At 65.9% G+C, this 14247-nt stretch carries 16 protein-coding genes and 2 tRNA genes; 9 read left to right on the forward strand and 9 right to left on the reverse strand.

The genetic code is table 11. The annotated features are described in order from the left end of the window. Positions 1–34: 34 nt before the first annotated feature. The 5 genes from J2850_RS00195 (at position 35) to J2850_RS00215 (ending at position 5206) form a co-directional block, all read left to right on the forward strand. Positions 35–1654, forward strand: coding sequence for a benzoate-CoA ligase family protein (locus J2850_RS00195; protein ID WP_209977579.1), 1620 nt, complete (start codon positions 35–37; stop codon positions 1652–1654). A gap of 3 nt (positions 1655–1657) precedes the next feature. Beyond that, positions 1658–2851 (forward strand): kynureninase, encoded by a 1194-nt coding sequence (gene kynU / locus J2850_RS00200; RefSeq protein ID WP_209977581.1) that lies wholly within the window; start codon positions 1658–1660, stop codon positions 2849–2851. Further along, the gene (kynA, locus tag J2850_RS00205) at positions 2848–3699 is read left to right on the forward strand and encodes a tryptophan 2,3-dioxygenase (RefSeq protein WP_209977583.1); all 852 of its coding nucleotides are present in this window, start codon (positions 2848–2850) and stop codon (positions 3697–3699) included. The genes kynU and kynA overlap by 4 nt, the downstream gene beginning before the upstream one ends. 76 nt (positions 3700–3775) lie before the next feature. Beyond that, positions 3776–4309: a MarR family winged helix-turn-helix transcriptional regulator gene (locus tag J2850_RS00210; protein WP_209977586.1), complete on the forward strand. Its 534-nt coding sequence runs from the start codon at positions 3776–3778 to the stop codon at positions 4307–4309. A gap of 60 nt (positions 4310–4369) precedes the next feature. Next, complete coding sequence (locus J2850_RS00215; RefSeq protein ID WP_209977588.1) at positions 4370–5206, forward strand: alpha/beta hydrolase; 837 nt, start codon at positions 4370–4372, stop codon at positions 5204–5206. A gap of 177 nt (positions 5207–5383) precedes the next feature. Here the strand turns inward: J2850_RS00215 and J2850_RS00220 are convergent, their stop codons facing one another. Beyond that, positions 5384–5554 (reverse strand): hypothetical protein, encoded by a 171-nt coding sequence (locus J2850_RS00220; RefSeq protein ID WP_209977591.1) that lies wholly within the window; start codon positions 5552–5554, stop codon positions 5384–5386. A gap of 687 nt (positions 5555–6241) precedes the next feature. On the opposite strand from J2850_RS00220, the gene J2850_RS00225 reads away from it, so the two are divergent. Next, positions 6242–6883, forward strand: a complete 642-nt coding sequence (locus J2850_RS00225; RefSeq protein WP_281414944.1) for a phage tail protein — start codon at positions 6242–6244, stop codon at positions 6881–6883. 136 nt (positions 6884–7019) lie between these two features. Further along, on the forward strand, positions 7020–7709 hold the full coding sequence (locus J2850_RS00230) for a phage tail protein (RefSeq protein ID WP_209977595.1): 690 nt from the start codon (positions 7020–7022) through the stop codon (positions 7707–7709). Between the two features lie 54 nt (positions 7710–7763). Here the strand turns inward: J2850_RS00230 and J2850_RS00235 are convergent, their stop codons facing one another. Continuing rightward, complete coding sequence (locus J2850_RS00235; RefSeq protein ID WP_209977597.1) at positions 7764–8102, reverse strand: hypothetical protein; 339 nt, start codon at positions 8100–8102, stop codon at positions 7764–7766. A gap of 60 nt (positions 8103–8162) precedes the next feature. Between J2850_RS00235 and J2850_RS00240 the strand changes: the two genes are divergently transcribed. Then, positions 8163–9158, forward strand: a complete 996-nt coding sequence (locus J2850_RS00240; protein ID WP_209977599.1) for a helix-turn-helix transcriptional regulator — start codon at positions 8163–8165, stop codon at positions 9156–9158. Then, positions 9145–9615 carry a glycine-rich domain-containing protein gene (locus tag J2850_RS00245; protein ID WP_209977601.1) on the forward strand — a complete coding sequence of 157 codons (471 nt, stop codon included), beginning with the start codon at positions 9145–9147 and terminating at the stop codon, positions 9613–9615. The genes J2850_RS00240 and J2850_RS00245 overlap by 14 nt, the downstream gene beginning before the upstream one ends. 361 nt (positions 9616–9976) lie before the next feature. On the opposite strand, the gene J2850_RS00250 is transcribed toward J2850_RS00245, so the two are convergent. From J2850_RS00250 to J2850_RS32000, 7 genes are all read right to left on the reverse strand, one after another. Beyond that, positions 9977–10052: transfer RNA gene (locus J2850_RS00250), tRNA-Phe, on the reverse strand. A 112-nt stretch (positions 10053–10164) separates the two neighbouring features. Continuing rightward, positions 10165–10240, reverse strand: a tRNA-Phe gene (locus J2850_RS00255). 119 nt (positions 10241–10359) lie between these two features. Then, positions 10360–10575: a DNA gyrase inhibitor YacG gene (locus tag J2850_RS00260; RefSeq protein ID WP_209977603.1), complete on the reverse strand. Its 216-nt coding sequence runs from the start codon at positions 10573–10575 to the stop codon at positions 10360–10362. 131 nt (positions 10576–10706) lie between these two features. Then, positions 10707–11933 (reverse strand): ribonuclease E/G, encoded by a 1227-nt coding sequence (locus J2850_RS00265; RefSeq protein WP_211113719.1) that lies wholly within the window; start codon positions 11931–11933, stop codon positions 10707–10709. A gap of 66 nt (positions 11934–11999) precedes the next feature. Continuing rightward, positions 12000–12602, reverse strand: a complete 603-nt coding sequence (locus tag J2850_RS00270) for a Maf family protein (RefSeq protein WP_209977605.1) — start codon at positions 12600–12602, stop codon at positions 12000–12002. Between the two features lie 25 nt (positions 12603–12627). Next, positions 12628–12846 carry a translation initiation factor IF-1 gene (gene infA / locus J2850_RS00275; protein WP_012977999.1) on the reverse strand — a complete coding sequence of 73 codons (219 nt, stop codon included), beginning with the start codon at positions 12844–12846 and terminating at the stop codon, positions 12628–12630. 165 nt (positions 12847–13011) lie between these two features. Next, positions 13012–14175: a lysozyme family protein gene (locus J2850_RS32000; protein WP_209977607.1), complete on the reverse strand. Its 1164-nt coding sequence runs from the start codon at positions 14173–14175 to the stop codon at positions 13012–13014. Between the last annotated feature and the right edge of the window lie 72 nt (positions 14176–14247).

Raw genomic sequence — 14247 nt, forward strand, 5'->3', positions numbered from 1 at the left:
CGTTCCGCAACGGCTCTGGTCGAGAGGACTGACAATGCTCGGACCGACAGCGCACACCGACAGCTTCGCACGGGACAATCTGCCTCCTTCAGACCTCCAGCCGAACTTCCTGCTGGAGGGGTTCGACTATCCCGAACGCCTGAACGCGGCGGTCGAGCTGACCGACCGCATGGTGGAGAAGGGGTTCGGCGACCATGTCGCGCTGATCGGCAATGGCCGGCGGCGCACCTACAAGGAACTGGCCGACTGGACCAACCGCATCGCCCATGCGCTGGTCGAGGATTACGGGATCCGGCCGGGCAACCGCGTGCTGATCCGGTCCGCCAACAACCCGGCGATGGTCGCCTGCTGGCTGGCGGCCACCAAGGCGGGGGCGGTGGTCGTCAACACCATGCCGATGCTGCGCGCCGGCGAGCTGGCGCAGATCGTCGACAAGGCGGAGATCGCCTTCGCGCTGTGCGACACGCGGCTGCTCGACGACCTGCGGGCGTGCGCCGCCGAGAGCCGGTTCCTGAGGCGGGTGGTCGGCTTCGACGGCACCGCCAACCACGATGCCGAGCTGGACCGGGCGGCGCTCGACAAGCCGGTGCGCTTCCAGGCGGTTGAGACCGGGCGCGACGACGTGGCGCTGCTGGGCTTCACCTCCGGCACCACCGGGCAGCCCAAGGCGACGATGCATTTCCACCGGGATCTGCTGATCATCGCCGACGGCTATGCCCGCGAGGTCCTTGGCGTCACCCCCGACGACGTCTTCGTCGGCTCGCCGCCTTTGGCCTTCACCTTCGGGCTGGGCGGGCTGGCGGTGTTCCCGCTGCGTTTCGGAGCGGCGGCGGCCCTGCTGGAGCATGCGTCCCCGGCCAACATGATCGCCATCATCAACGCCTACAAGGCGACCATCTGCTTCACCGCGCCCACCGCCTACATCGCCATGCTCGCCGCGATGGAGGCCGGCGCCGACCTGTCGAGCCTGCGCGTCGCGGTGTCGGCCGGGGAGACGCTGCCGGCCCCCGTCTTCCGCAACTGGGTCGAGAAGACCGGCAAGCCGATCCTGGACGGCATCGGCGCCACCGAGATGCTGCACATCTTCATCTCCAACCGGCTGGGCAGCGCGCAGCCCGGCGCCACCGGCCGGCCGGTCGGCGGCTACGAGGCGAAGATCGTGGACGACGAGATGAACGAGCTGCCGCGCGGCACCGTCGGCCGGCTGGCGGTGCGCGGGCCGACCGGCTGCCGCTACCTCGCCGACTCGCGGCAGGCCGGCTACGTGCGCGGCGGCTGGAACCTGACCGGCGACAGCTTCATCCAGGACGAGGACGGCGTCTTCCATTTCGCCGCGCGGTCGGACGATATGATCATCTCGTCGGGCTACAACATCGCCGGGCCGGAGGTCGAGGCGGCGCTGCTGACCCATCCCGACGTACGGGAATGCGGGGTGATCGGCGTCCCCGACCCCCAGCGCGGGCAGATCGTCGAGGCGCATGTGGTGCTCGCACCCGGCGTCGCTCCCGGAGACGACACCGCGAAGCGGCTGCAGGACCACGTCAAGGCGGTGATCGCCCCTTACAAATACCCGCGATCGGTGAGGTTCGTGGACGCCCTGCCCAAGACCAGCACCGGCAAGCTGCAGCGTTTCCGCCTGAGGGAGCAGGCCTGAGCGATGACCGATTTCACCAAGACCCGTGCGCGCTTCCGCCTGCCCGACGGCGTGATCTACCTGGACGGCAACTCGCTGGGGCCGCTGCCCGCCGCGGCGGCGGAGCGGGTGGGCCGCACCCTGGAGGAGGAATGGGGCCGGCAACTGATCCGCGGCTGGAACAGCGCCGGCTGGATGACGCAGCCGCGGAGCGTCGGCGACCGCATCGCGCGCCTGGTCGGCGCGCCGGCCGGCAGCGTCGTCGTTGGCGACACCCTCTCGATCAAGGTCTACCAAGCGCTGGCGGCGGCACTGGCGTTCAATCCGGGCCGCAAGGTGATCCTGTCCGACAGCGGCAACTTCCCGACCGACCTCTACATGGCCGAGGGGCTGATCGCGACGCTGGGCCAGGGCCACAGGCTGAAGGTCGTCGAGCCGGAGGCGGTCGAAGGCGCCATCGGTGACGATGTTGCCGTGCTGATGCTGACCGAGGTCGATTACCGGACCGGCCGGCTGCACGACATGGCGGCGCTGACCGCCCGTGCGCATGCCGCCGGCGCGCTGACCGTCTGGGATCTCGCCCATTCCGCCGGTGCACTGCCCGTCGACCTGCTGGGCTCCGGGGCCGATTTCGCCGCCGGCTGCACCTACAAGTACCTGAACGGCGGTCCCGGCGCGCCGGCCTTCATCTATGTGGCGCCGCGGCACGCCGACACCGCCCTCCCGGCCCTGTCGGGCTGGATGGGCCACGAGGCGCCCTTCGCCTTCGACCGTTCCTACCGGGCCGGGCAGGGGGTAGAGCGGATGCGCGTCGGCACGCCGCCGGTGATCGCGCTGGCGGCGCTCGAGGCGGCGCTGGACGTGTGGGACGGCGTTGACATGGCGGCGGTGCGCCGCGCCTCCATCGCCCTGTGCGACCTGTTCATCACGCTGGTTGAGGCGGAATGCCCCGAACTGGAGCTGGCGTCGCCACGCGACGGCGCCTGCCGCGGCAGTCAGGTGTCCTTCCGCCATCCGCAGGGCTATGCCGTGATGCAGGCGCTGATCGACCGCGGCGTCATCGGCGATTTCCGGGCGCCGGACGTGCTGCGCTTCGGCTTCGCCCCGCTCTATATCGGTGCCGACGAGGTGCGGGCGGCGGTCGCCGTGCTGAGGCAGGTGCTGGACGGCCGGCTGTGGGACCGTCCCGACTATCACAGGAAGGCGGCGGTGACATGAGTGGCCAGGACGGCGGGAAGCCCTACGACCCGGAGACCGAAGGTGCCCAGATGGCCTTCGACGGGCGGATGTCCTACGGCGATTATCTCCAGCTCGACAGCATATTGGGAGCGCAGAAGCCGCGCTCGTCCGCCCATGACGAGATGTTGTTCATCATCCAGCACCAGACCTCCGAGCTGTGGATGCGGCTGGCCGTCTACGAGATCCGCGCCGCCCGCGACGCGATCCGCGACGACCGTCTGTCCCAATCCTTCAAGATGCTGAGTCGGGTCGCGCGCATCTTCGAGCAGCTCAACTCGGCCTGGGACGTGCTGCGCACGATGACGCCCAGCGAATACACCAGGTTCCGCGACGACCTGGGCCAGTCCTCCGGCTTCCAGTCCTACCAGTACCGGGAGATCGAGTATCTGCTCGGCAACCGGAACAGGGCGATGCTGCGCCCCCATGCCCATCGTCCGGAGATCAGCGCCCTGCTGGAGGCGGAACTGGCGCGTCCCAGCCTGTACGACGAGGCGCTGCGGCTGCTCGCCCGCAGCGGCATCGCCGTGCCGGAAGAGGTTCTGGCCCGCGACGTCTCCCAGCCGCATCAGCCGCATGACGGCGTGACGGACGCGTGGCGCGAGGTCTACGGTGATCCCGACCGGCACTGGCCGCTCTACGAGCTCGCGGAGAAGCTGGTGGATTTCGAGGATTATTTCCGCCGATGGCGCTTCAACCATGTCACCACCGTCGAGCGGGTGATCGGGTTCAAGCGCGGCACCGGCGGCACCGGTGGGGTGTCGTACCTGCGCAACATGCTGGCGGTGGAGCTTTTTCCCGAACTCTGGCGTGTCCGGACCGTGCTGTGACGGGCCAAGCGCTGATCGGTGGCGGTGTGTGGAGCGAGAGCGATCTCCCTACCGGGAGGATGTGAAAGGACTGCATATGGCAGCGAAGGCCGGTGAGGCCCGTGGACGCAAGGGCGGCGGCGCATTGGAGGCAGGCACGTCCGCGGGACCGGACCGCGGTCCTGCCGGGGACGGGCATGCCGACATCCGGCTGTGGCTGCGCCTTCTGTTCTGTGCCAGCCGCATCGAATCGGTGCTGCAGAGCCGCATTGCCGGCGATTTCGGGATCACGCTCGCCCGTTTCGACCTGCTGGCGCAGCTTGAGCGGGTCGAGGGTGGGCTGACCATGACCGAGGCGTCGCAGCGCATGATGGTGTCGAACGGCGCCGTCACCAGTCTGGTCGACCGGTTGGTCGAGGATGGCTTCGTCGTGCGCGAGGTTCATCCCCAGGATCGCCGGACCAACCTCATCCGGTTGACCGGCCATGGCCGCCAGCGCTTCCTCGCCATGGCGAAGGAGCACGAGCAGTGGGTGGTCGGGTTGCTGGCAGGGTTGGACGAGGCGGCGAAGGCGACGCTGCTGGACGGCCTCGGCCGGTTGAAGCACCATCTGGAGACCTCCGCCGGTTGAAGCCCCCGGCGAGGGCTTTCGCCATGATCAGGGACATGACCGACGAGAGGGTTGACCGTGATGCCACCGATCCTACAGCCGGCGATCACCGATTGGGACGACGCCTATGCCAACACCGCTCACATCGAGGGTGGAAACGCCTTCCCGGCAAAATGGGCGGAACAGGCGGCGGCTTTCCGTGCCGCCATGTCGGCGGCCGGCCGGTTGCAGGCGGACCGCCGCTATGGCGAGGCCGCACGCGAGCGTTACGACCTCTTCCTGCCGGAAGGGGAGGCGGCCGGTACGGTGGTGTTCGTCCATGGCGGCTATTGGATGGCTTTCGACAAGGCCGGCTGGTCGCACCTCGCCGCCGGGGCTTTGGCCCGCGGTTGGCGCGTTGCCATGCCGTCCTACACGCTGTGCCCGGACAACCGCATCGCCGGCATCACCCGGCAGATCGGGCGGGCGGTGACCGCGATCGCCGAGGCGGCCCCCGGTCCGCTGCGGCTGACCGGCCATTCCGCCGGGGGCCATCTGGTGAGCCGGATGGTCTGCGCCGGCGGGCCGCTCGCGCCCGCGGTGCGGGAGCGGATCGGTCCGGTGCTGTCGATCAGCGGATTGCATGACCTGCGCCCGCTGCTGAACACCCGGATGAACGGCACGCTCGGTCTCGACGAGGCGGAGGCGGAGGCGGAAAGCCCGGCGTTGTCGCGTCCGCTGCCGGGGGCTGCTGTGACCTGCTGGGTCGGTGGGCGCGAGCGGCCGGAGTTCATCCGCCAGACCGATCTGCTGGCCAATGTGTGGCGTGGGTTGGGGGCGGCCACCGCGGCGTTCCATGCGCCGGGCCGTCACCATTTCGATGTCATCGACGATCTGATGGATCCGGCCTCCGACCTAATGGCGGCCCTGCTTGCATAAGTCTTCGGTAGATTGCAACGCCGGTGTCGGAACAGGGATGTCCGAACCACCGCCGCAGGCCTGATGGCACATATGGAACTGGGCGGCGGCGCTTGGCCCTCTACGAACGATGGAGGGCAAGTGGGGCGCGTGACGGCCCACAACCGGCCGCGACCGAGCCTTCCGGCGGCCTGCCGTTCAGTGTTGCATGCCCGACACATCCTGATGCGCCACATCCACCAGCAGCATGATCATGTGGCGCTCCACCCGGATCAGGTATTCGCGAGCCTTCAGATCGCAGCACGACCGGCTGTGCTCCCGAACACGGCGGATCGCTTGGACCGCCGAGTCGTAGGTCGGCTGCAACATGGCTACCTCCATCTAAAGGATGAGGTATATTACGCCCTACGAAATAGGATTTCTAATGACCATCCGGATAGCTATCCCCTGAGGAATATGTGTTCCGGTAAATTACCCGCTCCTGGGTGCGCTGCCATGTCCAGGTCCGAATGTTTGCACAAAAGCGATTGGAATCGAACGCAGCGCGATGCTCGATCGGCTCGCCGCCGGACCGGCCAGAGCCACGCCTTCGCAAATATCCTTGCCGTTATGTCACATGGACGTCATTACAAAGTAAGAAATATCACAGGAAAATGGCCGAAATTTTCAGTTATATTCTGGCATATAGATCTTATTATAAAGATACCGATGGATATTATTTCGTCTATCAGTGAGATACACAGGAATTCACCTTATGATTGATTTACAATTATTGGATTCACGCTTTAAAAATATCGCGGCTACGTTTTCTGCACGCTGAATATCTTTCATAATCTTTCAATTAAAGAGGCGCCAACCGTTACCATAGGATGCCTTTAACGAACCAACCAGAAAACCTGTTTCCCTCATTCGCGACGCATCAGAGCAATTCAGGATTTAAAAGCTGTGATTCCATATAATCCTGCTCTACATTGGTTGTGCTTATGATCGTTGCGAGGTTCACAAATTATGAAAGCTGCGTTTCTTTCGGTCTGTGCCCTGGCGTCCCTTGCGGCGATGGCGGCGACATCCAAGCCGGCTGCCGCCTGTGGGACAGAGGCATACACTGGCCAAGTGTGCATCATGGCCGGCAACTACTGCCCGAATAATACCCTGGAAGCAACAGGGCAGCTTTTGCAGATCAACCAATATCAGGCGCTGTATTCTTTGTTGGGGACTGTCTATGGCGGCGATGCGCGCACCACGTTCGGCGTGCCTGACCTGCGTGGGCGCGCGCCGGTGCATTATGGCCAGGGACCGGGCCTGACCGCCCATCCCATCGGGCAGAAGTTTGGACAGGAAGGTGTCTCGCAGACCATCGCCATGCTGGCGCCGCACAATCATACGGCCGTGGTGACCGGGAGTGGTGATGCACCGGCTCAGGTGAAGGCGAGGCAGGTGGACGGAACGACCAACGTTCCGCAGCCTGGCTACATGCTGGCGCAAGGCACCAACGGCCTTGATCCGAGCAACACCTATATCGATCCGGCCGTTTCCACGGGCACCGATGTGGCGCTGGGCGGCGTTTCCGGCGGCGGTGCCGCCAGCGCGGTCATCATTGGGACCACCGGGGCGGGCACCGCGATCCCCACCGTCCCCCCATCCATCGCAACCCGTTACTGTATCGTTGCCAACGGGATCTATCCGCCGCGACCCTGATGGGGCGGCGCCGATGCCATGCCCGGATTTTCCAGGCGTGGCATCGCCTTCATGCGTTCCGTCCAGTCTGGCACCGATGGCCGCTCACCGATGTCGGGCGGGTGCCAGCGTATGAATAGTGCGAGGTCCGCAAATTATGAAAGCTGCATTCCTTTCGGCCTGTACCCTGGCATCCCTTGCGGCCATCGTGGCGACATCCAAGCCGGCTGCTGCCTGCGGGGATGACGCATATGTCGGCCAAGTGTGTGTTATGCCCGGTAGCTATTGCCCAAATAACACCATGGAAGCCGCGGGGCAGCTCCTGCCTATCAATCCGTACAATGGACTGTATTCTCTTGTTGGCGTTACCTACGGCGGCGACGGGCGCACTACGTTCGGCCTTCCTGATCTGCGCGGACGCACGCCGGTGCATTACGGCCAGGGCCCCGGCCTGACCAACCATCCAATCGGCAGCCAGTTCGGTCAGGAAGGTGTCTCGCAGACCGTCGGCATGCTAGCGCCGCATGCGCATGCCGCAATGGTGAGCGGTAGCGGCGGTGCTCCGGCTCAGGTGAACGCGCGGCAGGTGGACGGAACGACCAACGTTCCGCAGGCTGGCTACATGCTGGCGCAGGGCACCAACGGTCTTGATCCGAGCAACACCTATATCGACCCGACAGTCTCCTCGGGCACCGACGTGGCACTGGGTGGTGTATCCGGTGGCGGTCTCATCAGTTCCGTCACCATCGGGAACACCGGGGCGGGTACCGCGATCCCCACTGTCTCTCCATCCCTCGCAACCCGCTACTGTATCGTCGTCAACGGGATTTATCCGCCGCGACCCTGATGGCGCAGGGGTGGGATTATGTCTGGAGAACCCAGCCATGGCACCACCCTTCCGTCATAGCATCCTGCTCCAACCCATATCGACGATCACCGACTGATGCATGGCAAGGTCGTCATGATCTGCGCTGCCGACCAATGGACGGTTGGTCGTACCCGACCTATCCGGATACATGGTGTCATGTATTGGCAAACGCACCAGCGACGCGCTTCCCACCTTGAAGCACGCCTTATGAGAGGGGCAACCTGGAAAGGAATTTTGTTTCCTGATATCTCCTAGTTGCATATCAGCAACATAATTTAAAGCTTTTAGGAGAAAATCGGCGAATGATCTCAATTTTGCTATTTTAATGAGGTGGTTCTTCGGTAGATTTTTCTTCATTGATTTTCTACCCAAGGCGGCTCCTGGTCGATGGCCACAACCCATATCCCAGATCCGTTGGCAGATCTGATCCGAATGGCGTCCGACGTCCAGGGTGCACTCCTGATTTACGAACGGGATGTGGTCGTCTACGCGAACACAGCGGCCCAATTGCTGCATCCGCAACAGGATTGGTCGGCGACCGTCACGTTCGACGGCATCTTCCGTGTGGGCGTCGAGCAAGGGCGGATCAACGACCCCGCCATCCTTGCCGACCCTGAAACGCACCTTGCCTATGCCAGGATGGCACGGGCGCGGGAGCAGAGCTTCCAGTTTCGCCGCCGGTACGATGGCGTTCCGTTCGATCGCTACCACACCGGAGTGAACGCCGATTGGAATGCCCAGATATGGGTCCCAGCCCGGCGCTCGGTGTTCGACGACGATTGTGACGAGATTGCGCCCGGCCTACAGGAGCTTGCGAAGCGCAACAGGGTGCAGGCCACAACGGCCGCGCTGCTGGAGCGCATGGGGGTTGCCGTTGCTGTCGTGACCGCCGAGGGGCGGCTCATCGACAGCTCGTCCCTCATGGTGCGCCGGTTGCGGAGTGGTGGCGCTCTGGAGCGCGGCCTGGGAAACCGCTTGACCTGCGATGACCCGGAGAATGCGATGCGGCTTCATCGGGCCATCGCTGCGGTGGTGACCGGCCGGGAAGGCGAAGCCCTGGTCCCGATCGACGACGGTGCTGCCGTGCAACTCGTTGCCGTCATGCCGGCGCGTGGAGGACATGCCATCGTCGTCGTACAGGACATCGCCCCCCCTGAGCCCCTCCAGGAGCTCCTCGTCTCGGCCTATGGCCTGACAAGGCGCCAAGCCGAAGTGGCTGTGCGTGTGGCGGCTGGTGAAAGCGCCGAGCAGATAGCCACGGCTCTCGATCGAAAGCTGGGCACCGTCCGGCGACAGATCGCAACCTCGAAGGCGAAGATCGCCGTCGGAGGTCAGCAAGATATCGCCCGCATCGTTACGCGGGCGGCAACGCTATTCGGCGGCATCCCGCTGCCGAAGATTGAAGGGGACCATAATGGCGAGCCTTGATTTTGTGAAAAATTACGACTTCTCGCGCGTCGTCGCCCATATCATGCGCGATGGTACCTCCCAGGACGACGCCACCCGGTCGGCCGAACAGCTCCGGGCTTTCATGGCGCTGAACGTGATGTACATGAACTCGCCGACCTGCCTTGTCGCCTGGGAGGGCATGGAGCCGGCGTGGCATGCCTTCATCCTGGACACGCGGGAGTATGCCAAGTTCTGCCAGGGGGCGTTTGGCCGGATGCTGCATCACTGGCCCGATGCCTATGGAACCGATGAGTTCCGCGTCGGCTGGTCGAAGACGGTGGAATTGGCCGCCAAGCATTTCGGCATCTTCCTGGACCGCGATCCCGAAGCGCGCGAGGCGGGACGCGGCCAGCAGTGGAATATGGCTGCGCTCTGCAACCGTCCCGTGGAGCCCGGTGAGGAAGAAGAGGCGCCGATAGTGCGCTCTGTGGCGTAACCAATCCGGATTGGACGGTGCACCCGCCTGTTTGTCCAGGTGGGTGCACCGGTCCGGCTGTCAGGCAGCGGTCAGCTCGGGCGCAGGGTCGCGGCTTGAGGAGGGAAACGGAAGACGGCGGTACCGATGATCGGGTGACGGTCCGGCACCGGTTGGTCCTTCGATGAGCCGATCCGCGGGGGCGGCTTGTTGCCGTTTCCCTGGAGTATCGATATTTCCCATGCGCTCTCGCGGCTTGGGGACCCGGGCGGCGGCTGTCGACGCCACACCCGCCACAAATCTGCCACAACACGTTCGACAGGCTCACGCGGCCCATCCCGGGTGACGACAGAAAAGAACGGGCTTCATCAAAAAGGGGAAATGGTGCCCAGGGACGGAGTCGAACCGCCGACACGGGGATTTTCAGTCCCCTGCTCTACCAACTGAGCTACCTGGGCAATCCAGGCCGCGAAGAAAGGCCACTCCGGCCAGTGCGGCATAGACGAAACTTGCTGTCCACCGACCTGCATGATGCAAGCTGCGGATCGAACCTGAACCCTTGAGGAAGGGTGGTGCCCAGGGGCGGAATCGAACCACCGACACGGGGATTTTCAGTCCCCTGCTCTACCAACTGAGCTACCTGGGCATCCGGCACCGTCGGGTTTGGAAGCCGTTTCCGGCCCGTCCCTGCGTCGCGTGGGGCGCTTTTTAGAGAGGTTCAGCGGGGCTGTCCAGAGAAAAAATCGCGAGAATGCGACCCGCCCGTCAATCCTCGTCCAATTCGGAGTTCCGGCTGTCCGGTGAGGATTCCGGGCCTTCGATTCGGTAGACTCCGCCCAGCCAGCGCGACAGGTCGATGTCCGCGCAGCGCTTGGAACAGAAGGGGCGGGTGGCCGGTTCCGTCGGGCGGCCGCAGATCGGGCATTGCGAGCCGGCTTCGGGAACGGTGCGCCGGGAAGCGCCGGGGGAGCCGCTGGACAAGAAAACCTCCGTGGAAGGTCCGGGACGGGCTAGAGTGTGATCGCTTCAAGCGGTATCGCTTGAAACGTGACTCACACGGAAAACCAAAAGCCTAGAGTCTGTCTGGTGCTTCAATACACACCAGACAGACTCTAGGGCTGTAGAAGCGCCGACAGCGGTGTGCCGCGTCGGGCTCGGGTCAGTTCGACCAGCCCCAGCTTGGACATGCCATAAACCTGGGTCTGCACCGGGTCGTCTTCCACCGCCCGCGCCAAGGCGGCAAGGATGCGCTCGGCGTCGCCCCGGCCGCGCATGTTGACGAAATCCACCACCACGATGCCACCGACATTGCGCAGCCGGAGTTGACGGGCGATCTCGGCCGCCGCATCGAGATTGACGTCAAGCGGATTTCCGCGCTCGCCGGCGTTGACGTCCACCACGGTCAGCGCCTCCGTCCGCTCGATCACCAGCGAGCCGCCAAGCGGCAGCGGAATCCGTGGGTCGAGAAGCGCGGCGATCGCGCTGTCCAAGTCGCGCAGGTCGAACAGACGGGGCGGCGCCTTGTGCGCCTCGATGCGCCCCAGCAGGTCCGGCGCGTGGCCGTTGCACCAGGAGCGCAGGGTGGACAGCAACGGTCCGTCGTCAACGAGGATGGCGTCCGGGGTGGCTCCGCCCAGTTCGATCAGGGCGCGGGTTGCGGCATCCGGGCCGGATCGCAGCAGGCGGGGCGCGGAACCGCTCCCTGCACCGTCCCGGACCGCCCGCCACTGCAGGTGCAGGGCCTCCGATTCCGCTGCCAGCAGCCCATCGTCCGCGGTGCCGGCACCGGCGCGGACGATCCAGCCGGCACCGGTGACCAGTCCTTCGAGTCGGCCTGCCAGGGCCGCGCGCTCGGGTCCCGATCCCAGCCGCTTCGACACGGCGATGTCGCGACCGAGCGGTGCATGCACAAGGAAGCGGCCGGGCAGGGTGACGTCCATGGTCAGCGACGGCCCCTTGGCTCCGGCGGCATCGGCCTTGACCTGCACGATCACCGGCTGGCCGGTGCGCAGAAGCGTACCGATCTGCAGCGGCTTGCCGCCCGGCCGCCCCGGCGATCGCGGGGGAGCGGCAGCGGTGCCGGCGAGGTCGAGCGCCTGCTGCCGGACGTCGGCAGCGGGCAGCAGGCCGGACACGCCGTTGCCGAGGTCGATGAAGGCGCCGTTCAAACCGGTCGCGATCCGCTCCACACGGCCGAGGATGATGGAGCCCAGCAGCGACGGGCGTCCGGCGTGGTCGATATGAAGGTCGGTCAGCCGTCCGCCGGCGAGAAGGGCCGCCCGGGTCAGCGGGCCGTCGCGATCGACCAGCAGTTCCCGCCGGGTGATCGATCCGGTCATCGCGCCCGGCTGCCCGGAGATGCCGGGCCTCGATTCGGGGAAGGGCCTGGGCCGGTCATCGGGCAATCATCGGGCAGGGTACCCGGCGCCGTGCAGCATGCCGGCCGCTTCGTGCAGGCCCAGGCCGACGACGTTGCTGTAGGAGCCGCCGATCCAGCGCACCAGGGCAGCAGCCCGGCCCTGGATCGCATAGCCGCCGGCCTTTCCCTGCCATTCGCCGGAGGCGATGTAGGCCTCGGTCTCCGCCGTGTCCAACACCTTGAAGGTCACGTCTGTGCGCACAAGGCGCTCGATCCGGCGATGGCCGCTGCCGTCGGGAACCAGCAGCACGATGCCGCCGAGCACCCGGTGCCGCCGCCCGGACAGCAGCGCGAGACAGCGCCGTGCCTCCTGCTCCCGCTCGGCTTTCGGCAGGATGCGGCGGCCGCAGGCGACGACGGTGTCGGCGGCGAGGATCCACGAATCGGGATGGCGCGCGGCGACGCAGGACGCCTTTTCCCCCGCAAGCCGCAAGGCGTGCTGGGGCGGAAGCTCATCCGCTATCGGTGTTTCGTCGAGATCGGCGGGGTCGACCGTGTCGGGCACGATGCCGATCTGGCGCAACAGGTCGAGCCGGCGGGGCGAGGCCGAAGCCAGCACCAGCCGGGGCACCTTGGACGGGATCGTCACGGGATACAGCGATGCGGCAAGGATGCTACTTGAACCGGAAGGTGATTCGGCCCTTGGTCAGGTCGTACGGCGTCATTTCCACGTTGACGCGGTCACCCGCCAGGACGCGAATCCGGTTCTTGCGCATCTTGCCGGAGGTATGCGCCAAAACCTCGTGATCGTTGTCGAGCTTCACCCGGAACATCGCGTTCGGAAGCAATTCGACGACGGTCCCGGAAAACTCGATCAGATCTTCTTTTGCCATTGGCCCTTAAGTCCGTCCCAAAAAGTTTCGCGGCAATAACTGACCTTCCCGGGCCGCCGGGTCAAGGGGGATTCCCACCGCAGGCACGTTCGGCCGCAGCCCAGAGACGCGGATCAGCCCCGCGTTGCTGGGCTGCGGCGTTGCACCGGGGCTTGTTCCGAACCGTCAGACCGACTGATACGGGTTGAGTGGAGAGGCGCCGCCTTCGTCCAAACGGCGAGGCTGCTCAACGGCCCGGCCGATGGCGGCGAACATCTCGCGCTGGTCGGTTTCCATGCGGCGGTTGAGCCGGGCGACCGTCTCCGAGGCGGTCAGCGCACGGCCGCTCGCGCGGTCGTGAAAAAGCGGATGGTTGGCGGCGGCGGCGGCCGGAAGCAGGTCTGCCGCGATGGCGCGCGGGTTCGATTCGGCGGTGCGGATCAGTTTGGCGGCCCCACCCACCCCCAGCACATAGGCGATCCGGCTCTCGCTTTCGCTTGCCGGACGTCCAAGCCTCTTTTCCAACGCCTCCCGTCCTTCGGACAGATAGCGGGCTGCCATGCCTGCCGACAGGTCCACGTCATGGCGCAGGTCGAGGATCCGGCGGCGCACAGCCGGATCCCTGACGGTCGACACGCCGTTGCTCACCTGAATTTGCGAGGCCAGATCGCCCTGACCATAGGCGGCGCCGTGGCGACGGAACAGGTCGAGCCATGTCGATTCGAGGAACTGGAAGGGGCCGGCGGCCGAACTGCGGCTGTTCTTCGCCGTACTGTCCAGCCCGCTCTCCTGGGTCGCCTGGGCGAGGATGGCGGTGAAGCTGTGTCCTGACGGCCCAGCGACCTGCTGGGCGGCGACAACCACCCGGGCAGCGGTCGATCCCTCGACCGCTGCCGCAACGGCAGCGTCTGACGCAGTCCTTACCGCCGGGAATGTGGCCGGGGCGGCGGGCGCTGCCGGCTTCCGGCCGGGGAGGGGCGAGGGGAAGGCCGCCGGGTTGGGAGCGGTCGGCGAGGCCGTGGCCAGGCGAAGCGGGCTGTCGGGCTTGGCAGTCGGAAAGGGCGCGGTGCTGCCATCGGCCAGACGGATGGGAACCATCGGCTTGGCCGTGGGAAGCGGGACGTCCGTGCCATCGGCCAGCCGGACCGGCATTGCGGGCTTGGTCCGCGGCAGTGGCGGCGTCTTCGGGCCGTCGGCGGGCTGGCCTGCCGGTGCACCCTGCGTGCCGGAGACGGCGGTCCGTCTCAGCGTCTCGCGAAAGGACGGCTCCCCGGCCGGCATCGCCGGGGAGGTGGTCGGATCGGGCTTCCGTTCCGGGATTGGCGCAAGGGGAGGCTGCGCAACCTTCATGGGACAGAACTCGCTGGATACTGGCGGCACCCTGCCGGAGGCAGGCTGCTCGCCCCAGTATAGCACCAACCG

The organism is Azospirillum picis, from assembly GCF_017876115.1.
Classification (GTDB): Bacteria; Pseudomonadota; Alphaproteobacteria; order Azospirillales; family Azospirillaceae; genus Azospirillum; species Azospirillum picis.